19 protein-coding genes and 1 tRNA gene are annotated in these 20,757 nt (G+C 63.0%); 16 read left to right on the top strand and 4 right to left on the bottom strand.

Features of this window, described 5'->3' with window-relative positions; all coding sequences use genetic code 11:
- Window positions 1–112: 112 nt before the first annotated feature.
- Together NKI05_RS25735 and NKI05_RS25730 are read left to right on the top strand one after the other, a co-directional pair.
- Window positions 113–772, top strand: coding sequence for a peroxiredoxin (locus tag NKI05_RS25735; RefSeq protein WP_023727298.1), 660 nt, complete (start codon window positions 113–115; stop codon window positions 770–772).
- Window positions 773–919: 147 nt separating this feature from the next.
- The gene (locus NKI05_RS25730; protein WP_031199864.1) at window positions 920–1,792 is read left to right on the top strand and encodes an MBL fold metallo-hydrolase; all 873 of its coding nucleotides are present in this window, start codon (window positions 920–922) and stop codon (window positions 1,790–1,792) included.
- 308 nt (window positions 1,793–2,100) lie between these two features.
- On the opposite strand, the gene rpoH is transcribed toward NKI05_RS25730, so the two are convergent.
- Both rpoH and NKI05_RS25720 read right to left on the bottom strand, forming a co-directional pair.
- Complete coding sequence (rpoH, locus tag NKI05_RS25725; RefSeq protein WP_023670124.1) at window positions 2,101–3,012, bottom strand: RNA polymerase sigma factor RpoH; 912 nt, start codon at window positions 3,010–3,012, stop codon at window positions 2,101–2,103.
- Between the two features lie 244 nt (window positions 3,013–3,256).
- Complete coding sequence (locus tag NKI05_RS25720) at window positions 3,257–4,315, bottom strand: RluA family pseudouridine synthase (protein WP_023735223.1); 1,059 nt, start codon at window positions 4,313–4,315, stop codon at window positions 3,257–3,259.
- Between the two features lie 26 nt (window positions 4,316–4,341).
- On the opposite strand from NKI05_RS25720, the gene NKI05_RS25715 reads away from it, so the two are divergent.
- The 6 genes from NKI05_RS25715 (at window position 4,342) to tolA (ending at window position 7,982) form a co-directional block, all read left to right on the top strand.
- On the top strand, window positions 4,342–4,722 hold the full coding sequence (locus NKI05_RS25715; RefSeq protein ID WP_023735222.1) for a hypothetical protein: 381 nt from the start codon (window positions 4,342–4,344) through the stop codon (window positions 4,720–4,722).
- A 13-nt stretch (window positions 4,723–4,735) separates the two neighbouring features.
- On the top strand, window positions 4,736–5,143 hold the full coding sequence (locus tag NKI05_RS25710; RefSeq protein WP_023735221.1) for a VOC family protein: 408 nt from the start codon (window positions 4,736–4,738) through the stop codon (window positions 5,141–5,143).
- A 91-nt stretch (window positions 5,144–5,234) separates the two neighbouring features.
- A tRNA-Glu gene (locus tag NKI05_RS25705) sits at window positions 5,235–5,309 on the top strand.
- A 592-nt stretch (window positions 5,310–5,901) separates the two neighbouring features.
- A complete protein-coding gene (locus NKI05_RS25700; RefSeq protein ID WP_023816416.1) occupies window positions 5,902–6,483 on the top strand; it encodes a VOC family protein in 582 nt (193 codons plus the stop codon).
- Window positions 6,484–6,508: 25 nt separating this feature from the next.
- Entirely contained in the window at window positions 6,509–7,393 is an 885-nt protein-coding gene (locus NKI05_RS25695) for a glutathione S-transferase family protein (RefSeq protein ID WP_023816417.1), read from the top strand.
- 220 nt (window positions 7,394–7,613) lie between these two features.
- Window positions 7,614–7,982 carry a cell envelope integrity protein TolA gene (tolA, locus tag NKI05_RS25690; protein WP_023701341.1) on the top strand — a complete coding sequence of 123 codons (369 nt, stop codon included), beginning with the start codon at window positions 7,614–7,616 and terminating at the stop codon, window positions 7,980–7,982.
- A 134-nt stretch (window positions 7,983–8,116) separates the two neighbouring features.
- Here the strand turns inward: tolA and NKI05_RS25685 are convergent, their stop codons facing one another.
- Window positions 8,117–8,332 (bottom strand): hypothetical protein, encoded by a 216-nt coding sequence (locus NKI05_RS25685; RefSeq protein WP_023690098.1) that lies wholly within the window; start codon window positions 8,330–8,332, stop codon window positions 8,117–8,119.
- Window positions 8,333–8,635: 303 nt separating this feature from the next.
- Between NKI05_RS25685 and NKI05_RS25680 the strand changes: the two genes are divergently transcribed.
- Window positions 8,636–9,022, top strand: a complete 387-nt coding sequence (locus tag NKI05_RS25680) for a hypothetical protein (RefSeq protein WP_245261963.1) — start codon at window positions 8,636–8,638, stop codon at window positions 9,020–9,022.
- Between the two features lie 14 nt (window positions 9,023–9,036).
- The gene (locus tag NKI05_RS25675; RefSeq protein WP_245261965.1) at window positions 9,037–9,534 is read left to right on the top strand and encodes a DUF2865 domain-containing protein; all 498 of its coding nucleotides are present in this window, start codon (window positions 9,037–9,039) and stop codon (window positions 9,532–9,534) included.
- Window positions 9,535–9,652: 118 nt separating this feature from the next.
- On the opposite strand, the gene NKI05_RS25670 is transcribed toward NKI05_RS25675, so the two are convergent.
- A complete protein-coding gene (locus tag NKI05_RS25670) occupies window positions 9,653–10,009 on the bottom strand; it encodes a hypothetical protein (RefSeq protein WP_023693676.1) in 357 nt (118 codons plus the stop codon).
- Between the two features lie 241 nt (window positions 10,010–10,250).
- On the opposite strand from NKI05_RS25670, the gene NKI05_RS25665 reads away from it, so the two are divergent.
- The 6 genes from NKI05_RS25665 to phoU all read left to right on the top strand — a co-directional run bounded on the left by NKI05_RS25665 (window position 10,251) and on the right by phoU (window position 20,742).
- Window positions 10,251–14,759: a PAS domain-containing hybrid sensor histidine kinase/response regulator gene (locus NKI05_RS25665; protein WP_352793439.1), complete on the top strand. Its 4,509-nt coding sequence runs from the start codon at window positions 10,251–10,253 to the stop codon at window positions 14,757–14,759.
- A 496-nt stretch (window positions 14,760–15,255) separates the two neighbouring features.
- Window positions 15,256–16,284 (top strand): substrate-binding domain-containing protein, encoded by a 1,029-nt coding sequence (locus NKI05_RS25660; RefSeq protein WP_023670113.1) that lies wholly within the window; start codon window positions 15,256–15,258, stop codon window positions 16,282–16,284.
- 96 nt (window positions 16,285–16,380) lie between these two features.
- Entirely contained in the window at window positions 16,381–17,841 is a 1,461-nt protein-coding gene (gene pstC, locus NKI05_RS25655) for a phosphate ABC transporter permease subunit PstC (protein WP_023706293.1), read from the top strand.
- Complete coding sequence (pstA, locus tag NKI05_RS25650; RefSeq protein ID WP_023683971.1) at window positions 17,838–19,154, top strand: phosphate ABC transporter permease PstA; 1,317 nt, start codon at window positions 17,838–17,840, stop codon at window positions 19,152–19,154. Before pstC ends, pstA begins: the two co-directional genes overlap by 4 nt.
- A gap of 17 nt (window positions 19,155–19,171) precedes the next feature.
- Window positions 19,172–19,996, top strand: a complete 825-nt coding sequence (gene pstB / locus NKI05_RS25645) for a phosphate ABC transporter ATP-binding protein PstB (RefSeq protein WP_023683970.1) — start codon at window positions 19,172–19,174, stop codon at window positions 19,994–19,996.
- 41 nt (window positions 19,997–20,037) lie between these two features.
- Window positions 20,038–20,742 (top strand): phosphate signaling complex protein PhoU, encoded by a 705-nt coding sequence (phoU, locus tag NKI05_RS25640; protein WP_023670109.1) that lies wholly within the window; start codon window positions 20,038–20,040, stop codon window positions 20,740–20,742.
- The last annotated feature ends 15 nt before the right edge of the window (window positions 20,743–20,757 follow it).

The raw sequence follows: 20,757 nt of genomic DNA, 5'->3' as shown, positions 1-20,757 counted from the left end.
AGTTTCCTATTGTCCTGCAGCCGCGATTTTTGCGCTAAGATGCGGCAATGCCGGAGCGTTGACGCCGTCCACGGCCGCTCCTGACGAAATCTGTTGCTGGGGAAATAATGCCATGAGCCTTCGTATCAACGACATCGCGCCTGACTTCACCGCCGAGACCACGCAAGGGCCGATCAAGTTTCATGACTGGATCGGCGACGGCTGGGCGATCCTGTTCAGCCATCCGAAGAATTTCACCCCGGTCTGCACCACCGAGCTGGGCACGATGGCGGGGCTCGAAGGCGAGTTCAAGAAGCGCAACGTCAAGGTCATCGGCATTTCCGTCGATCCCGTTGCGAGCCACGACAAGTGGCAGGCCGACATCAAGACGGCGACCGGCCAGACGGTGAACTACCCGCTGATCGGCGACAAGGATCTCAAGGTGGCCAAGCTTTATGACATGCTGCCGGCGGGCGCCGGCGAGACGTCGGAAGGCCGCACGCCGGCCGACAACGCCACGGTGCGCTCGGTCTATGTCGTCGGGCCGGACAAGAAGATCAAGCTGGTGCTGACTTACCCAATGACGACGGGCCGCAACTTCGACGAGATCCTGCGCGCGGTCGATTCCATGCAGCTGACCGCCAAGCACCAGGTGGCGACGCCGGCCAACTGGAAGCAGGGCGAGGATGTGATCATCACCGCCGCGGTTTCGAACGAAGATGCGGTCAAGCGTTTTGGCGCTTTCGAGACGATCCTGCCCTATCTCAGGAAGACCAAGCAGCCGTCAGCCTAGGTTTTGCTCCGTCGGAGCTATTTCGGGCTTCAGTCCTATTTGTGGCAAGGCGTGCTTGACCGGCGCGCTTTGCCAGATGACCATGCTCTTGTTCAGTCCCGACGGAGAAAACGGTTCCTGTCGGGCAAGGGGCAGGGGAGCCGGACATTGGACATCGCTTCGGCCAAACCTGAGGTCGCCGGCTTCTACGACAAGCCGACCGGCGCGATCCAGTATGTCGTCACCGACCCGGTGACGAGACGCTGCGCCGTCATCGACCCGATCCTCGACTTCGACGAAAAATCCGGCGCGACGGCGACGAAGAATGCCGACGCCTTGCTGGATTTTATCCGCGAAAACGGGCTGGAGCTCGAGTGGATCCTGGACACCCATCCGCATGCCGATCATTTCTCGGCGGCGCACTATCTCCGGGAAAAGACCGGCGCGCCGACGGCGATCGGCGACAGGATCATCGAAGTCCAGGCGCTGTGGAAGGCGATCTACAACTGGCCGGATTTCCCCGCAGACGGCTCGCAGTGGGACCGGCTGTTTGGGGAAGGCGAAACGTTCATGATCGGCAACCTGCCGGTCAAGGTGCTGTTCTCGCCCGGCCACACGCTGGCCTCGATCACCTATGTCATCGGCGACGCAGCCTTCGTCCACGACACGCTGTTCATGCCCGACAGCGGCTCGGCAAGGACGGACTTTCCCGGCGGCAGTGCCGCGCGGCTGTGGCATTCGATTGAGGGCATTCTGGCGCTGCCGGACGATACGCGCGTGTTCGTCGGCCACGACTATCAGGCCGGCGGGCGCGAGCCGTACTGGGAGAGCACGGTCGCCGAGCAGAGGGCAAAGAATATCCACCTCGTTGCGGCGCGCAGCGAAGCCGAGTTCGTCGACTTGCGCGAAGCGCGCGACAAGACACTGCCGATGCCGCGGCTGATCCTGCATGCGCTGCAGGTCAACATGAATGGTGGACGGCTGCCGGAACCGGAGGCCAACGGCCGAAGGTATCTCAAGTTTCCGCTGGATGGGCTGTAGATCGGTTCATGCTGTTGGCGCCGTCGCCGAAGCTGCCAACCTCCCCACTTGAGGGGGAGATGCCCGGCAGGGCAGAGGGGGGTGCTGTCCCGCCGACCTTTGCTGTGTGCTCGAACAATTCCAGGTTGGGGATAGTTAAAATCGCAAGCTGCGATCCGTCACGCCCCCCTCTGTCCTGCCGGATATCTCCCCCTCAAGGGGGGAGATCAGCTGTTGCCCGACTTTCGCTAACCGCCGACGGACGACAAAACAAAAAAGGCGGCGCCGGTTTCCCGACGCCGCCTTCTGTTCCTTAGCCGAACCCGGCTTTACGCCGCGGGCTGCGCCTCGATCGTGCGCAGCGCCTGCATCTGGCGCTTGGCGGCGGCCTTGACCGCGTCCTGCACCTTCTCGAAGGCGCGCACCTCGATCTGGCGCACGCGCTCGCGGCTGATGTCGAACTCGGACGACAGCTCTTCCAGCGTCAGTGGCTCCTCGGCGAGGCGGCGTGCCTCGAAGATGCGCCGCTCACGATCGTTCAGCACGGCCAAAGCACCCGACAGCATGCCGCGGCGGTTTTCCAGCTCGTCCTGTTCGATCAGCATGTCTTCCTGGCTTTCGTGGTCATCGACCAGCCAGTCCTGCCATTCGCCGGATTCACCTTCGCTGGCGCGGATCGGCGCGTTCAGCGACGCGTCGCCCGACAGGCGGCGGTTCATCGACACGACTTCGGCTTCCGACACGTTCAGCCGGGTGGCGATCTCGGTGATCTGGTCGGGCTTGAGGTCGCCATCGTCCAGCGCCTGGATCTTGCCCTTCACCTTGCGCAGGTTGAAGAACAGGCGCTTCTGATTGGCGGTCGTGCCCATCTTGACCAGGCTCCACGAGCGCAGGATGTACTCCTGGATCGAGGCCTTGATCCACCACATGGCGTAGGTCGCGAGGCGGAAGCCACGCTCGGGTTCGAATTTCTTGACGGCCTGCATCAGGCCGACATTGCCTTCCGAGATCACTTCGCCGATCGGCAGGCCGTAGCCGCGATAGCCCATGGCGATCTTGGCAACGAGCCGAAGGTGGCTGGTGACGAGCTTGTGCGCAGCGCTGGTGTCTTCATGCTCGGCGTAGCGCTTGGCGAGCATGTACTCTTCCTGCGGCTGAAGCATGGGAAAGCGGCGGATTTCTTCCAGGTAGCGGCTGAGGCCGCCTTCGCCGGAAACAATACTGGGTAGTGACTGGGCCATGATTGCGCCCCCTCTCTATTGGAGTGATGCCCCCGAAACGCGGCGGGCATGTGACGCGAGCACCAAAAGGCTCGCCCGCGGCAACTGATTTATATAGGAACAAAACCAGAAAAGACAGGCATTTGTTCAACACGAAACAGTGTGTCACGCTGAAGTGAACAATGCCGCTCAGGTTTTAGCTGGCTTGTTTAGACGCAATTCCGGACGGAAAACCGTTTCACACTTTTCCTGGAATTGCTCGGGTTCAGAGCTTGCGGAAGCCGCCGACGAGTTCCTCCATGTCCCCCGGTATCGGCGCCTCGAACCTCATCGATAAATGGGTAGCCGGGTGCCGAAATGCAAGAAGCCAGGCATGCAAAGCTTGCCTGGAAAATGCCTTGACCTGACCCTTCAGCAGTTCGGGCAGCCGGTTGGCCTTGGTGCGGAAGGCCTGGCCGTAATCGGGGTCACCGATGACGGGATGGCCGATATGAGCCATGTGAACGCGGATCTGGTGGGTGCGGCCGGTTTCCAGCCGGCATTCGACCAGGCTGGCGGTGGCGAACGCCTGCTGGCCCTCGCCGAAACGCTCCTTGACGGTGAAATGGGTCACGGCGCGGCGGGCATCGTCACGGCCTTCCGGCACGACGGCGCGGCGCACGCGGTCGGCAGCACGGCCAAGCGGCGCGTCGACCGTTCCGGTCGGCCGTGGAGGGATGCCCCAAACCAGCGCCAAATAAGCACGTTCGAGGTCGCCGGTGCGGCCGTGGTCGGCAAAGGCCTCCGACAGCGCCTTGTGGGCGCGGTCGGTCTTAGCCACCACCATGACGCCGCTGGTTTCCTTGTCCAGCCGATGGACGATGCCCGGCCGCCTGACGCCGCCAATGCCTGAAAGACTGTCGCCGCAGTGGTGGATCAGGGCATTGACCAGCGTGCCGGTCCAGTTGCCGGCGCCGGGATGGACGACGAGGCCGGCCGGCTTGTTGATGACGATCAGCTCGTCGTCCTCATAAAGCACGTCGAGCGCGATGGGCTCGCCTTGCGGTTCGGCCGGTTCGGGCTTGGGCATGACGACCGATACGCGCTCGCCGGCACTCATTTTGCGCTTGGTCTCGTCGACCGGCTTGCCGTCGATCGAAACGGCACCTTGCCGGATCAGCATCTGCACCCGGCTGCGCGACATGTCAGGCCCGAGGGCGCTCGCCAGCCACTGGTCGAGGCGCTGGCCGGCCGCTTCCGCGCCGGCTTCGAGCACGGTCGGCGCCGCCTCTATGAATTGTCCAGCCTCTATCAATTCAGGGGTCTCTTCGCTATGAGCGCTCATCGAAAAAAGTTCCGGAAAGTTCTGCCATGGCCCGGCCCGTTGCCGATGAAGAAGAAAAGCCGCTCGATCCCGAGATCGAAAAGGTGCGCGGCAGGCTCATCCGTTTCATGGCCATCAATCTCGGCCTGCTTTTGCTGGCCCTTATGGTGGTGATCGCGGCCATTGTCTACAAATCGCGCAAAGCGCCGCCCGCGAACCCGCCGCTCGCCAACGACATTCCAGTTCCGCCCGGCGAGCCGCTCGTGGCCGACATAGTGCTCCCGGTCGGAGCCAAGGTGATCAGCCAGGCTCTGTCGGGCAATCGCATTTCGATCGACGCCGAGATCAGCGACGGCAGCCGCACCATCTTCGTCTACGACATCGCCGAGCGCCGTATCATCGGCCGCTTCGCCATCCGCAACAAATGAGCGGGCCGAAACAATGACCGGGTTTGCCGACCATCGCCGCATCGCAACCATCACGCTCGTCGTCGCCGACTATGACGAGGCGATCGCCTGGTATGTCGGCAAGCTTGGCTTTGTCCTCTGCGACGACATCGAGCTCGGCGACGGCAAGCGCTGGGTGACGGTAACGCCGGCGGTCGGGCAAGGGCCCCGGCTGCTTCTGGCGGAAGCGTTGGACGATGTGCAGAAGAGCCGCGTCGGCGACCAGACCGGAGGCCGCGTGGTTTTGTTTCTCGAAACCGATGATTTTGCCAGGGACCATGCGACGATGCTGGAAAACGGCGTCGAGTTCCACGAAACGCCACGCCATGAGCCTTACGGCACCGTGGCGGTTTTCGCCGACCTCTATGGCAATCTGTGGGACCTGATCGAGCCGAAACGCTAGGTCCACGAACCGACATTGCACAGAAGCGGTCCGGCCGTTCGAAGCCAGTTGCTTTTTCCAAACCGTCAGCCTATATCGCCGGTTCTTGAACGCGCCCATCGTCTAGCGGTCAGGACACCGCCCTCTCACGGCGGGAACAGGGGTTCGATTCCCCTTGGGCGTACCAAGCAACGACTTTCCTTCCGCATCATCGAAAATTTCGGGCAGCAGCCGCGCGGATCGCGTGTGACCGCGAGGGTCGGCGGCATCAGCGAAATTCGGCAAGTCCGCGCACCCGAATACACCCAATTTAAGTCAGGCCGCGACGCTTGAAAGCGTAGCGATCTCTGTTACTTGCGGTGCGGGGATAGCATCTGCGGCAACGCGGATTTGGTTTGGCATAGCAGGCATGAATTCGGCAAAAATGATATGCCCGTGCTGTCACGGCAGCGGGCAGGTTTTCGATTGCTTGAAATGGCGTGAGTCGAAAGGGCATTGCTGCCCGCAAGGCACGCATCGGGCCGGCTGTCCAGGGCAGACGATGGCATGTGCCGAATGCGCGGGCCTGGGCACGCTGGCGGAAGCCGAGCTCAGAGCCGTTGCATAGCCTCAGGTCATGCAACCTTAGGCCTCTTTCACCATCCAGCGCCGGCAGTTTCCGCGAGCTTCTGGCGCGGCGCTGCCAATTGCACTAGCATCATGTACGAAGCCTAGCCAAAGGGCTCTTTGCGGCGCCCAAGACGCCGGGGAACATAGGCGAGGGTCGGCGAGGAGGACCGATGCAGAAACTGCAGTCGCAGGGCGTCCATCACATCACGCTCGTCGGCGCCGGCCGCCGAACCTCGATCGATTTCTGGGAAGGCGTGCTCGGCATGCCGTTCATTTTCGAGCAGCCCAACCTCGACAAGCCAAGCGAAAGCCATCTTTATTTCGATCCCGGCGACGGCAGGCTGATCACCGTCTTCACCGACGAGAGCCGCACGCCGGTCAAGCGGCGCACGCCCACCGAACCGGGCTGCGTCCATCATATTGCGTTCTCGGTGTCGCGCGTGACCTTCCTGCAGGCGGTCGCCCGGCTCGACGAGCGCGCCATCAAGCACAGCGGCGTCAAGGATCGCGGCTTCATGGATTCGATCTATTTCGAGGATCCGCTCGGCCTCTTGATCGAGCTGGCGTCCTACCGCTTCGAGCCGCCGGCCGGCTTCACCCATGCCGACGTCTTGATGCAGGCGCACAAGCTGCGCGTGGCGCGCGGCGACTACAACATCGCCGAAGTGCACCTTGCCGACGCGATCCAGACGTTGGTCGAGTGGTCGCGCGCGACCTTGTCGGACGAGCGGACGCCGAAGAATCCATACTGACGGCCAGCAAAAGGGGAGGACCATAATGGCAAAAACAGTGACCAAGAGCGCTGGCAAATCAGCGGCCAAGCCAGCAGCAAAAGCCGCCGCGAAGCCGGCGGCAAAAATGGCCGTAAAGGCCGCGCCGAAGGCAGCCGCAAAGCCGGCCGCGAAAGCCGCGACAAAGCCGGCTACTAAGATGTCGGGGCCGAAGGCCAAGGCGGCGAAAAAACCGGCGCTGAAGCTCTCGATGCTGAAGCCGAGCGTCAACAACATGACCGTCCGGGTGTTTGCCCGTGCGGCTGGGTTCGACGCCGCCGAGACCGACGCTTGGGGCCACACGCGCTCGCCCGAATATATGGCGCGCAATCCGGCGCATCTGACGCCGATGATCGAGGACAAGGGGCTGCCGCGCGGCGTGCTCTGGGAGAGCTGTGCCATCATGCAGTATCTCGCCAACAAGCACGGGCTGGAGAAATTCTATCCCAAGGCGCCGGCCAAGCGGGCGATGGTCGACAGCGCCATGTTCTACCTGATCGGCACGCTCTACCCGTATGTGGCGCGCGCCACCTATCCGGCGCTGGGTTTTCCGCATTACGCCGGCGAGGTCGGCCATAGCGACGCTCATCCGGAGAAGAAGTCCGAGGCGCAGAAGGCCGCCATGGCCGCCATTGCCGAGCCGCTGGAGGTGTTTCACTCCTTCTTCAGGGACGGCAAGCCGTTCATCGGCGGCAAGCACCCGTCGATCGCCGACATACGCCTGGCATCGACGCTGGAGTTCCTGGCCGTCATCGACTATGCGCTGCCAAAATGGGCCAAGGAGTATGTCACGGCGATGGAGAAGAAACTCGGCCAGGCCTATGCCGAGCCGGCCGGCGACGTGCGCGGCTACATCGCCTATGTGAAGTCGCAGGCCAGCGCGCAACGCTAAGGATTCATTAACCAGAACGCTGTCTATTGAAGGCACCGCGCGACCACGGATGTACTGGCGCAAGGGTGAAGGGAAAGGTCGGCGCAATGCCGGCCTTTTGCTTTTCGCCGATGCGCCATCGGGCCCGTCTCATGCCGTAAAGTCTGACATCAGGCATATTGCCACAGTCTGCTTCGACCCTACCATCATGGTCGGCGGACGACACACGAGGAGCTTTGCGATGAAGGGCGTAGCGAGAGTGTTTGCGATTGCCGGTGTTGTGTTGGTCGGGGGCTACCCGTGCAATGCCGCGCCGCTCGACACGATGGCGGAGGTCGGCGATGCCATCCAGGCGTGCTGGACGCCGCCGGCGGGTGCTGGAAATGCCAGCGTCACCTTGAGCTTCAGCTTCAAGCGCGACGGCACGCTGATCGGTCCGCCGCGGCCGACGGCGATCAAGGTCGATGGCGATGCGGATACTAGGAAGTCGTTCGTCGACGCCGCAACCACTGCCCTGCAAAAGTGCCTGCCGTTGAGCTTCTCGCCGACGCTGGCGCAAGGCGTCGCGGGCAATGTCTTCACCGTGCAATTCGCTTCGCCCAAGCAGTAGGCGAGCGGGCGAGCGTTTCACCGTTTCACAGAAACGGCGACCCCCTCTCTCGTTGTCTTGACGCAATTCCCAGGGGAAAGCGCTACGCGCTTTTCCCGGAAAAACGACTCACACTTTTGCTGAAGTTGCTCTGATCAGTTGTGCGGGCGTCTGATATCGACATGCCGTTGCAGTTCCGGCGTCTCGAAGACGTAGTCGGCCCAGGCGGATTCCGGAATCTGTCCGGCCAGATAGCATTCCAGCAACAGGCTCTGTTCGGGATCGAGCGCTCTCGGCGCCCGCTCATGGTCCAGCCCCAGCGAGTGGAACAGGTTCCTGGTCAGGCCAGAGACAGTGAAGTGAATAGACATCTTCGTCTCCTTTGCCCGACACAACGCGAGACACCGGAGAAAGGTTTCATCCGCAAGGGCCGACAACGCGGGATCGATGATTGCGGCGGCCTGGGCTCGCCCAAGCCTGGCTACGTCTCAATCTTGAAACAAAAGTGTAATAGCGAATTTACAGGAACCGGCATAATACACTCGGCATAAAATACCTGGCGGTTGCTGGCGTCTCTTGAATTAGACTTACCTCCCGCATTGAGGCTCAATCGGCTGGAGCGGCGATCGGCTCCACAGGGGTACAAGGCACCAGGTGTCGCCGATGATGCGTTTGTGGCAGTCGTGACCTTTGCACTGGTGTCGGTAGCGGCAAGCGTCCTCGGCATTTCGGCTTCCCTTGCCGATCCATGCGCCGCGCTCAGGAGCCAGCTGGCACCGTCCGGCCGCAGCGGCGGGATCAGCCCCGAGCTTGCGCAGCTGCGTCGCCAGCTTGCGGCGATCCAGGGGCTGGAGAGGCAACGTCGGTGCACGGCGCAAAGTGCGGTGGGGGGCTTCTTCAATGCTTGCGCCGACCTCGCCAAAAGCCGCACACAGGTGCAACGCCAGATCGCGGCGCCGCGATTTCGCGCCGGGATGCGTCCGGACTGCAGGCCAGGCTCGTCGCGCTCGGCTGCACGCCCGCCGCCGGGCAACAAAGACAGCGTCCGGCTGGCGCCCTGATCGGCAGCAATTCGATGCTGTTTTGCGTTCGTCTCTCGGACGGCTATTTCTTCCCGGCGCCGAAATCGCAGTTCGTGCAAGGCGGCGATGTCAAGGAGATGGTCGATCAGTGCCGCTACATCTGCGACGATGCCGGCGTCGACCTGTACACGCTCAGTGATCCAAGCCTTGAAACCGAAGAGATGGTCGCGCTCAATACGCGCACGTCCTACAAGGACCTGCCGACGGCCTTCAAATATCGCGGTGATGCGAACTTCAGGGCCTGCGACCTCAAGCGCTATCACCGGCGCGTTGCCGAGCTGAGAGCGCGCACGGTGACGCCAGCCAATATGGCCAACGCGATCATTCCTTTGCCGTCAGCGAAGCCGGATCTTGGCACCGTGGCGCAAATTCCCCAGCCTGGCGCAGACGCTGCAGAGGCCAGGGGCGCCGCCCAGCGACAGTCGGCCGAGCCATTGGCCGGCTCGCGGCCGGTCAGGGTGGTCGGGCCGGCTTTCTTCCCGGCGGAGTAACCTGCGCCTAGAGCGTTTCACCGTTTCACCGAAACGGCGAACCGCTCTATGTCTTTGTTTTACGCAATTCCGGACGGAAAACCGTTTCACACTTTTCCTGGAATTGCTCTAGTACCAGCTATTCGCAAACCATCCTGTAGCGTTTGCCGGGTTCGCTGACATTCTTGCAGGTGAGCGGATTGGCCGGTTCGGAAGCCATGCTGGGAGGGCTGGACCTGACGTGCCGCCTTGGCGCAGCTATTTGTGTTGTGTGCCTGCGTGCCGCGGGCCGGTAGGGCTCCTGCGGCGGCGGCGTCGGAAACACACCGGCTGCCGCCTGCATCCGGCTGGCCTCAGTCTGCGACGGATCGCGATCCCAGACCCGCCTGATATCGAGCGGCTTCGGGATCACCACCGTGCCGTCATAGCTGCGTGCGCAGCCGCTGCCCGCAAGCAGCGCCAGGCACAGGAAACAAGGCACGATCCAACCGGTCATCAGCAACACCCCCGCCGACTTATAGCCCGGCCGGGGTTCCGCCGACAACCGGCGGAATACCGCAGGGCAATGTGGCTCTGGCCGCAGTCTGGATGGTTATGGTTAGCGGATCATTAATGCTTCTCGGGCACATTCCGCCGGCGAACCGCTGAGGGGGTTCGGCCTTGGCTTTCGGGGTGGGAACGGGATGGCTGACGGGACTGTTGGAACACGCGGCGGACGCGGTTCCCGAAAAGGGGTGGTGAACGGCCAGGATACGTCCGTCGGGGTTTCGCCCGAAGCGCTGCGCGAACTGGTCGGGGCCGGCGCCGACTGGGTCTGGGAGACCGACGCCGAGCTGCGCTTTTCCTGGCTTTCGGAGAACTACCAGGCCGCCACCGGCATCGATCCGGCCAGCATTCTTGGCCGTTTCCGCTTCGATTTCCTCAAGCAGATGGTGCACGGCAATCGACACGCCGCCGCGCATCTGGAGGATCTGCAGGCGCATCGGCCGTTTCGCGACTTTGTTTATGAGTTGAAGGGCGGCCGTCCCGGCTGCCGCTGGGTTTCGATCACCGGTTCCCCGCGGTTCGACGGCGAAGGCGAATTCATCGGCTATCGCGGCATCGGCCGCAACGTCACGGCACTGGCCGGTGCGCTGGACGAACTGCGGGAGGAGGAGAGCGATCCGCCGGCCGGCGAGGCCACGCAGCACCTCGCCGATCTCGAGCGGACGATGGATGCCATGCATATGGGCGTCGTGCTGCTTGACGAAAAGCTCGGCACACTCATCGTCAACAAGGCCTATCGCGAGCTCTCCAGGATTCCCGATGGCGCCGTCACTGTCGGCGCGCCGTTCAGTCTGTTGATGGAACTCAACCGCCGCAACGGCATCTACGGCGATCTCGATGAACAGCAGTGGCAGCACTACCTAGCCACACGCATCGAGGAGATCAGCGCCGGCTCGGTTGCGCCACGCGAATTTCTCCATGCCAATGGCAGGACGATGATGTTCTCCGTGACGGCGTTGTCCGGCGGCAAGCGGCTGTTGACCTACTACGACGTCTCCGAGCTCAAGCGTCGCGACGCCGAGATCGAGAGTGCCAACGCCAAAATTACGGAGACCTTCGCCAATCTTCGCACGATGGTCGACCAGATGCCGATCGGCGTGCTCGTCCTCGATGCGGAGATGCGCGCGGAGGTGATCAACCGCGCCTTCTATGATTTCTGGGAAATCGATCCCCGACGCGCCGGCATCGGCTGCGGCTTCCGCGAACTGATGCAGGCCAGCCGCGATATGGACCCTTACGGTGCTGACGATGCCGAATGGCAGGGCCACATCGCCGAGCGCGAAGCAGAAATCTCGGCCGGCCTGGTGGGCTCCAGGCAACTGCCGCGCAATGACGGCCGTACGCTGATTGCCTCGCTGGCGCCGCTCGCCGGCGGCAAAAGGCTGATCTCCTATGTCGACGTCACCAACATGAAGGATCGCGAGGCTGAACTCGCCCAAGCGCTGGAGAAATCGCGGCTGGCCGAGGCGGTGATCAACGGCGTCAAGGACCCGATCTTCGTCAAGGACGACAATCTGCGTTTCGTCTTCGTCAATGAGGCGTTTTCGGCACTGTTCGGACAGAGCCCGCAAGCGATGCTGGGCAGGCCCGGCGGCGACTTCCTCAAGCAAAAGGACGCCGCGCAATTCGAAGACAGCGAACGCGCCGTGCTGGCGACCGGCACGCCCTACGAGGTCGAGGAGACTTTCGACGCCGAGGGCGCCAGCCGCTCGCGCATCGTGCGCAAGAACCGCGTCGGCATGCCCAGCGGCCGCAACTATGTCGCCGGTTTCCTGTTCGACATCTCCGACATGAAGCGCCGCGAGACCGAAGCCGAGGACGCCCGCAAGAACCTCACCACGGTGCTGGAGTCGCTGCCGGCGGCCGTCATCATCTATGACCGCGACGACAAGTTCGTCTTTGCAAACCGCAAGCTGCAGGACACGCTGCCGGAGCTGAAACCGGCATGGCAGCCCGGCCGCAGCTTCCGCGAGGCCCTGGAACTCGGACGTTCGGTCGGCTATTTCCGATCGAGCGGCGATCGAGAAATCGATAGGCTCTATGAAGGCGACCCCGATGTCTGGCTCAATGCCATCCTCGCCCGCTATCGCCTGCCCAACTCGTCCTATGAGCGCCTCAATGCGGACGGCCGCTGGTATCAGGTCTACGATATGCGCACCGAGGACGGCACCTTCATCGGCGTGCGCGTCGACATCTCGGAGATCAAGAGCCGCGAAAAGGCGCTGCAGGAAAGCATGCGCCAGATCGACCTGTTCCGCCACGTCATGGACGAACTGCCGGTCGCCGCCTTCATCAAGGCGCAGGATCTGAGCATGGAATTCGTCAACAAGGCCTGGTGCGCGCTGACCGGCATCCCCAAGGAGGAAGTCATCGGCCGGACCGATCTCCAGCTTTTCGGCATCGACGACGCCGAAACCTACACCCATGACGACACCGAGGTCGTCGTCACCGGCCGCGGCCGCGAGATCGAGGAGCCCGTTACCCATCGCGACGGCACGGTGCGGCAATTGATGACGCGCAAGAGCCGGCTGGTGGCGCTCGATGGGTCGGTGCACCTTGTCGGCTCCAGCACCGACATCACCGACGTCAAGGCGCGCGAGCAGGCGCTGGAAGAGAGCATGCGCGAGAACGAGGTGTTCCGCAATCTCATCGACAACGTGCCGGTGTCGATCTACGCCAAGCGCTCCGACCTCAGGCAGTTCTACGTCAACAAGGGCTGGTGCGACCTCACCGGCCTCCGCAGGGAAGACGCGATCGGCAAGACGGACATCGAGATTTTCGGCGAAGACGGCGAAGCCTTCGTCAACAGCGATCTCGCCGTGCTGCGCACAGGCGATACACAGGAGATCGAGGAAACGGTGACGCTTGCCGACGGCAGCGTGCGCCACCAGTTCGCCCGCAAGGGCGCGATGATCGCGTCCGACGGTTCGCTCTATCTGATTGGGTCGACCACCGACATCACCGAACTGAAGCTGCGCGAGGCCGAACTGCGCGAGGCGCGCCAGCGCGCCGTGCTGGCCGACCGCGCCAAGTCGGAATTCCTGGCCAATATGAGCCACGAGATCCGCACGCCGATGAACGGCGTACTCGGCATGGCCGAGTTGCTGGCCAAATCCGACCTCGATCCCAAGCAGAAGACGTTCACCGATATCATCGTCAAGTCGGGTAACGCGCTCTTGACCATCATCAACGACATACTGGACTTCTCCAAGATCGATGCCGGACAGCTGGTGCTCGACCCTGCGCCCTTCAACCTGCCCGAAGCGATCGAGGATGTGGCGACGCTGATATCGACGCGCGCCAAGGAGAAGGACCTCGAGCTCATCGTGCGCGTCGAGCCGGGCCTGGAAAGCCTGTTCGTCGGCGATGTCGGTCGCGTCAGGCAGATCGTCACCAATCTGGTCGGCAACGCGGTGAAGTTTACCGACGAAGGCCACGTGCTGGTCGACGTGACCGGACAAAGGGGGCCGACGGGGACAAAGCTTACCGTTTCGGTCACCGACACCGGCATCGGCATTCCGCAGCAGAAATTAAACCTCGTCTTCGAAAAATTCAGTCAGGCCGACACCTCGTCGACCAGACGCCACGAAGGCACAGGGCTCGGGCTCGCCATCACCTCGCGGCTGGTCGAGTTGATGGGCGGCGAGATCGGTGTCGAGAGCGCCGAAGGCAAGGGCTCGACCTTCTGGTTCACCGTGACATTGCCCAGGGCCGAGGAACAGACCGGACGGCGGATCATGCCGGTCGACGTGACCGGCTCACGGGTGCTGATCGTCGACGACAATGCCGTCAACCGATCGATCCTGAGCGAGCAGATGGCCTCATGGACCTTCGATTCCTGCGCCGCCGAAAGCGGACCCGAAGGGCTCAAGGTGCTGGTTGCCGCGGCTGCCTGTGGCGTGCCGGTCGATTGCGTCGTGCTCGATTATCAGATGCCGGGGATGAGCGGCGCCGAAATGGCGCGCGTCGTGCGCAGCACCGCAGGGCTGGCCGACACGCCGATCATCATGCTGACTTCGGTCGACCAGTCGCTCGCCAACACCAGCTATCGCGATCTCGGCATCGACGCCCAGCTGATCAAGCCGGCGCGCTCCTCCGTGCTTCTGGAAACGCTGGTCGCCACCATCCAGCGCCACCATCACAATATCACGGGCGGCCGTGTGCTGCCGGCGCCAAGCAGCGGTTCCGGCGGCGGCAGGAACGAACCGTCGCCGGCAAAGCCGCCGCTCGCTGCCTCGGAACGGGCCCTACTGCAACCGCCGCCGGTTCGTGCCCGCGCCCGGGCCGCCGGGGATGAACGCCGGCTCGACATCCTCGTTGCGGAGGACAATGAAGTAAACCAGATGGTGTTCACCCAGATAATCGGCGAAACCGGCTACAGTTTCGAAATCGTCGGCAACGGGCGCAAGGCGCTCGATGCCTTCGGCCGGCTTAATCCGCGCATGATCCTGATGGACGTCTCGATGCCGGAGATGAACGGGCTCGAGGCCACCGCCGCAATTCGCCGGCTTGAAGAACATACGGGTATGCATATCCCGATCGTCGGCGTCACCGCGCATGCCTTGAAGGGCGACCGTGAGCGCTGCCTGGAAGCCGGCATGGATGACTATTTGCCCAAGCCGATCAGCCCCAGGGCGCTGCTCGAAAAGGTCGAGCGCTGGGTCGGCATATCAGGCGAAGCCCAACGAGACGCTGGATAGCAACCTGCGGCGCCGCCGGGATTCGGCCGCGCCGCAACAGCCAAGGATATGGTGCGATCGCACCATATCAAAGCTAGCGCCCAGTCAGGACAATGGTCGCAACGAAACCGCTCATTCAGTTACGGGCGGGAGCAAGCGACCGCCGACAAGAAACAGCGTCGAATCTACCCCAACGGACCTGTTTTTGGCGATGGCTCGGCCAAGATTCGCTCTGGCCACGGGCAACGCGCTCCCGTCCGGTTTTTCTTTCTCGGCATCGCGGCCTGCGGTGTGCCGGGACTTGATGCCAGCACGAATTGCGCAAGCGTCTGATTCCAGCGGCAACTTCCATTCCCACCAACCGGCTTAAAGGGTGCGGCCCACAAGACGTCTGTGCGACGTTACCGGGCTGACACGAAACTGTCATGCGACTGTAATAATCGAAGGCTATTGGCCTCAGCGGGCGCCGGTTTGAAGAGGGCGCCAAGAGACCATCTTCCGAACAGGAGCAGGCCACATGAAGAAATTCCTCGTTACGGCATCGGCCGTGGCGGTAGCGTTCGCCGCATCGTCCGGTGTCGCCGCTGCGCGTGACCAGATCCAGGTCGCCGGTTCGTCGACCGTGCTGCCTTACGCCAAGATCGTCGCCGAGCAGTTCGGCGAAACCTTCACCAACTTCAAGACCCCGGTGGTCGAGTCCGGCGGCAGCGGCGCCGGCATCAAGGAGTTCTGCAAGGGCGTCGGCGAAGACACGATCGATATCGCCAACTCCTCGCGCCCGATCAAGAAGGACGAGCTGAAGTCCTGCGCCGACGCCGGCGTCAAGGACGTCCAGGAAGTCCGCATCGGCTATGACGGCATCGTCTTTGCCACCGACATCAAGGGTCCGGACTGGGCGCTGGTTCCCGCCGACATCTACAAGGCGCTCGCCGCCAAGCTGGTGGTCGACGGCAAGCTGGTCGACAACCCGAACACCAAGTGGAACCAGGTCAATCCGAAGCTGCCCGACTGGGATATCGCCGCCTATATCCCGGGTGAGAAGCACGGCACCCGTGAAGTGTTCGAGACCAAGCTGCTCGACGCCGGCTGCGACAAGGCCGCTTTGAAGGCTGCCGGCATCGCCGACGACAAGGAAATCGGCAAGACCTGCATCGCCATCCGCAAGGACGGCAAGGCTGTCGACATCGATGGCGACTACACCGAGACGCTGGCCCGCATCGACTCCAACAAGACCGGCGTTGGCGTGTTCGGCCTCGCCTTCTACGAGAACAATGCCGACAAGCTGAAGGTCGCTACCGTGGAAGGCATCGTGCCTTCGACGCAGACCATCGCCGATGGCACGTACCCCGTGTCGCGGCCGTTGTTCTTCTACGTCAAGAAGGCGCATCTGGGCGTCGTTCCCGGCCTCAAGGAATATGTCGAGTTCTTCCTTGATGACCAGATGATCGGCCCGGAAAGCCCGCTCGCCCAGTACGGCCTGGTTTCCGCTCCCGACGCCGAACGTCAGGGCCAGCGCGACGCCTTCGCCGCCGGAAAGACGATGTAATCAACCGACCGGATCAGGGCGCGGACCAAATCCGCGCCCTGATTTCGCCGCTTGCCGCAACGGTGGCGGCGATCTGAATTTTCCCTGGGGTGGGTGATGTCGTCCTTGCTCGTACTCGCCATAGTCATCGCCATAGGCGTGGTCGCTTTTGTGATCGGCCGCCAGCGCGCAGCGGCGCAGGATACCGGCAAGGTCAAGCCGCATTCGCGCGCGCATTATCATGGCTGGTGGGCCTTTCTGCTCGCGGTCCTGCCTGCCGTCCTGCTGCTCGCCGTCTGGGATATCGGCTCTTCCTTCTATCTCGACCGGCACATCCATGCCGCTTTGCCCGAGCGCACCGCCGACACAAAGGTGGCCAGCGAAGCGCTCGACGCCAGCCTGGTGAAGAGCCTGGCCAAGGGCCTGCGCCGGCTCGATGGCGATACCGCACTTCCCGCTACTTTCGCCGAATTGCAGCCGCTGCTCGCCGCCAAGGGCGTGGCACTGGCCAGCGACACACAGGACTATATGATCCCGATCGCGGTCGAGGCGAACCAGGTCCAGGACCGGCTCGGCCTGTTCGGCGCCGTGCTGACCTTCGCGCTGTCGGTCGCCGGCGCCTTCTATGCGCTGAGGCAGATCGCGCCGCGCGCCAGGGCGCGCAACAATGTCGAGAAGCTGATGCTGTGGGGGCTGCTTGCGGCCTCGACCATCGCCATCCTGACCACGGTCGGCATCGTGCTGTCGATGCTGTTCCAGACGATCACCTTCTTCGAGAGCGTATCGCCGATGAGCTTCTTCTTCGGCACGGTGTGGGATCCGCGTTTCGCCGCCGCCGGTTCCGGCGGCAGCCAGGGTCAGTTCGGCCTGATCCCGCTACTCGCCGGCACGCTCTACATCGCCGCCGTCGCGCTTCTGGTCGCAGTGCCGGTCGGGCTGATGTCGGCGGTCTACATGTCCGAATATGCCTCGCGCGGTGTGCGCTCGGTGGTCAAGCCGGCGTTGGAACTGCTGGCCGGCATTCCGACCATCGTCTACGGCATCTTCGCCGTTGTCACGCTCGGACCGTTCTTGCGCGACCTGTCGGCGGCACTCACCGGCGGCTCGCCCTTCATCCAGGGCCAGAGCATCTTCACCGCCGGTCTGGTGATGGGCGTCATGCTGATCCCGGTCGTGTCCTCTTTGTCCGACGACATCATCACCGCGGTGCCGCGCGCAATGCGTGACGGCTCGCTCGGCCTCGGCGCCACCCGCTCCGAGACGATCAAGCGGGTGATCCTGCCGGCGGCACTGCCCGGCATCGTCGGCGCCATCCTGTTGACGGCGTCGCGCGCCATCGGCGAGACGATGATCGTCGTGCTGGCGGCGGGCGTCGCCGCCAATCTGACGGCCAATCCGTTCGAGGCGATGACGACCATCACCGTCAAGATCGTCAACCAGCTGACCGGCGACCTCGAGTTCAACTCGCCGCAGACGCTGGTCGCCTTCGCGCTCGGCCTGACGCTGTTCGCGCTGACGCTGGTGATGAACATCGTCGCCCTCTACATCGTGCGCAAGTACCGGGAGCAGTACGAATGACCGACATCCCCCTGGACACGATGGCGGGCGCCGTCGCGCGACCGCGCCGCGACATCGGGCTGAAGGCGCGCTATGCCGCCGAACGCCGGTTCCGCATCTATGGCGTGATTGCGATCTCGGTGGGCCTGGCGTTCCTGGCCATCATGCTGATCACCATCGTCTCGAAAGGCTACACCGCCTTCTGGCAGACGACGGTGACGCTGCCGGTCACCTTCGACGAGAAGGTGATCGATCCCTCCGGCAAGCGCGCGACCGACCCTACCGTGCTGATCAAGGCGAACTATCCCAAGCTCGCCGAAAACGCGCTGGTGGCCAAGCTCGGCATCGATCCGGCCAACAAGCCGATGATGCTGAAGCTCAAGGGCTTCCTGTCGGAAGGCGCCCGCGTCCAGCTGCGCGACATCGTCTCCGCCGATCCGTCGGTGATCGGCAGGACGCGTGACGTCGACATCCTGGCTGCCGCGAACCTCGACTCGGCCTTCAAGGGCCAGATCGACCTCGGCGTCGATGAAGCGCGCCGCAAGGTGTCCAACCAGCAGATCGACTGGATGAACAAGCTTAAAGCCGACGGCGTGATGGCCGAGCATTTCAACACCGGCCTGTTCACCTATGGCGCCTCCAGCCGGCCCGAAACGTCGGGCATGGGCGTGGCGATCATCGGCTCGTTCTACATGATGGTGATCGTGCTGTTGCTGGCGCTGCCGATCGGCGTCGCCGCCTCCATCTATCTGGAGGAGTTCGCCAAGAAGAACCGCTTTACGGACCTGATCGAAGTCAACATCAACAATCTCGCGGCGGTGCCGTCGATCGTCTTCGGTCTGCTTGGCCTTGCCGTGTTCATCAACTTCCTCGGCATGCCGCGCTCGGCTTCCTTCGTCGGCGGCCTGGTGCTGACCTTGATGACATTGCCGACCATAATCATCGCCACGCGCGCCGCCCTCGCCGCGGTGCCGCCGTCGATCCGCTCGGCGGCCCTAGGTCTCGGCGCCTCCAAGATGCAGATGGTGTTCCATCACATCCTGCCGCTTGCCGCCCCAGGCATCCTTACCGGCACCATCATCGGCCTGGCGCGTGCGCTCGGCGAGACAGCACCGCTGCTCTTGATCGGCATGGTCGCTTTCGTCGCCGATTATCCGACGACGCCTTTCGATCCGGCGACCGCGCTGCCGGTTCAGATCTATATGTGGGCAAACGAGGCTGAGCGCGCTTTTGTCGAGCGCATGTCCGGCGCCATCATCATCCTGCTCGTCTTCCTCATGGCCATGAACATCACCGCGATCGTGCTCCGGCGCCGCTTCGAGCGGCGCTGGTAGAAAAAAGGCAATTTGGTATGAACATCATGACCGAACAGTCCCTTGAGAATGCAGTGGGCGACAAAATGAACGCCAAGTCGAACGAAGTCATCAAGATGCGCGGCGACAAGGTCGGCGTCTTCTACGGCGAGAAGCAGGCGTTGTTCGACGTCAATCTCGACGTGCGTCAGAACCAGGTGACGGCGCTGATCGGCCCGTCCGGCTGCGGCAAGTCGACCTTCCTGCGCTGCCTCAACCGCATGAACGACACCATCGATTTGGCGCGGGTGACCGGCAAGATCACGCTCGATGAAGACGACATCTACGACAAGAACATCGATGTCGTCGAACTGCGCGCCCGCGTCGGCATGGTGTTCCAGAAACCCAACCCGTTCCCGAAGTCGATCTACGAGAACGTCGCCTACGGCCCGCGCATCCATGGGCTGGCCAAGCGCAAGTCCGACATGGACCAGATCGTCGAGCAGAGCCTGAAGAAGGCGGCGATCTGGAACGAGGTCAAGGACCGCCTGCAGGAGCCCGGCACCGGCCTGTCCGGCGGCCAGCAGCAGCGCCTGTGCATCGCGCGCGCCATCGCCGTGTCGCCGGAGGTGATCCTGATGGACGAGCCCTGCTCGGCGCTCGATCCGATCGCCACCGCCCGTGTCGAGGAGCTGATCGACGAACTGCGCCAGAACTACACGATCGTCATCGTCACCCACTCGATGCAGCAGGCGGCGCGCGTGTCGCAGCGCACGGCGATGTTCCATCTCGGCTATCTCGTCGAGGAGGGCGCCACCGACAAGATGTTCACCAACCCCGACGACAAGCGCACCCAGGACTACATTACCGGCCGCTTCGGCTGAGCCGTCCGGCGGGTGAATTTTCAGGCACGAGGACCAAGATCATGGGTGAACATACCGTCGCCTCCTTCGATGAAGAGCTCGGGCAGATCAGCAAGCTGATCCGCGACATGGGCGATCTGGCAGGCTCGATGGTCAGCGGCTCGACCAGGGCGCTGCTCAATTCGGACAATGCGCTGGCACAGCGTGTCGTTTCCGACGACGCCATCATGGATGCGCGCCAGCGCGAACTGGACGACCGCGCCATCACGCTGATCGCCAAGCGCCAGCCGATGGCCAACGATCTGCGCGCCGTGGTCGGCTCGATCCGCATGGCGGGCGACCTCGAGCGCATCGGCGACCTCGCCAAGAACATCGCCAAACGCGTCGGCACCGTGGGCTTGAGCGTCACGCCGCGCGACCTCTCGCACTCCATCGACGCCATGGCGCAACTGGTGCTGATCCAGGTGCAAGGCGTCGTCGAGGAATATGCCGCCACCGATGCGGCAGCGCTTGCAAAACTCAGGAATGACGACGAGCGCATCGACGTCAAATACACGTCCGTGTTTCGTGAGCTCTTGACCTACATGATGGAAGACCCTCGCAACATCACCGCCTGCACGCATCTCTTGTTCTGCGCCAAGAATCTTGAGCGCATCGGCGATCATGTCACCAACATCGCCGAAAATGCGTATTATGTGCTGACCGGCCAGCAATTGCCCGCCAATCGTCCGAAGCAGGACGAGACGGCGATGGCCACGCCGGCCTGATGAGGGTGAACTGCA

Source organism: Mesorhizobium sp. M0771, assembly GCF_040320155.1.
Classification (GTDB): Bacteria; Pseudomonadota; Alphaproteobacteria; order Rhizobiales; family Rhizobiaceae; genus Mesorhizobium.
Note: the sequence above shows the minus strand (reverse complement) of the source record. Positions and strands in the feature narration are given on the sequence as shown.

Coding starts and splice junctions, on each gene's coding strand:
- NKI05_RS25735 (WP_023727298.1), top strand. CDS start 113: ATGAGCCTTCGTATCAACGACATCGCGCCTGACTTCACCGCCGAGACC.
- rpoH (WP_023670124.1), bottom strand. CDS start 3,012: ATGGCCCAGTCACTACCCAGTATTGTTTCCGGCGAAGGCGGCCTCAGC.
- NKI05_RS25720 (WP_023735223.1), bottom strand. CDS start 4,315: ATGAGCGCTCATAGCGAAGAGACCCCTGAATTGATAGAGGCTGGACAA.
- NKI05_RS25715 (WP_023735222.1), top strand. CDS start 4,342: ATGGCCCGGCCCGTTGCCGATGAAGAAGAAAAGCCGCTCGATCCCGAG.
- NKI05_RS25710 (WP_023735221.1), top strand. CDS start 4,736: ATGACCGGGTTTGCCGACCATCGCCGCATCGCAACCATCACGCTCGTC.
- NKI05_RS25700 (WP_023816416.1), top strand. CDS start 5,902: ATGCAGAAACTGCAGTCGCAGGGCGTCCATCACATCACGCTCGTCGGC.
- NKI05_RS25695 (WP_023816417.1), top strand. CDS start 6,509: ATGGCAAAAACAGTGACCAAGAGCGCTGGCAAATCAGCGGCCAAGCCA.
- tolA (WP_023701341.1), top strand. CDS start 7,614: ATGAAGGGCGTAGCGAGAGTGTTTGCGATTGCCGGTGTTGTGTTGGTC.
- NKI05_RS25685 (WP_023690098.1), bottom strand. CDS start 8,332: ATGTCTATTCACTTCACTGTCTCTGGCCTGACCAGGAACCTGTTCCAC.
- NKI05_RS25675 (WP_245261965.1), top strand. CDS start 9,037: ATGCTGTTTTGCGTTCGTCTCTCGGACGGCTATTTCTTCCCGGCGCCG.
- NKI05_RS25670 (WP_023693676.1), bottom strand. CDS start 10,009: ATGACCGGTTGGATCGTGCCTTGTTTCCTGTGCCTGGCGCTGCTTGCG.
- NKI05_RS25660 (WP_023670113.1), top strand. CDS start 15,256: ATGAAGAAATTCCTCGTTACGGCATCGGCCGTGGCGGTAGCGTTCGCC.
- pstC (WP_023706293.1), top strand. CDS start 16,381: ATGTCGTCCTTGCTCGTACTCGCCATAGTCATCGCCATAGGCGTGGTC.
- pstA (WP_023683971.1), top strand. CDS start 17,838: ATGACCGACATCCCCCTGGACACGATGGCGGGCGCCGTCGCGCGACCG.
- pstB (WP_023683970.1), top strand. CDS start 19,172: ATGAACATCATGACCGAACAGTCCCTTGAGAATGCAGTGGGCGACAAA.
- phoU (WP_023670109.1), top strand. CDS start 20,038: ATGGGTGAACATACCGTCGCCTCCTTCGATGAAGAGCTCGGGCAGATC.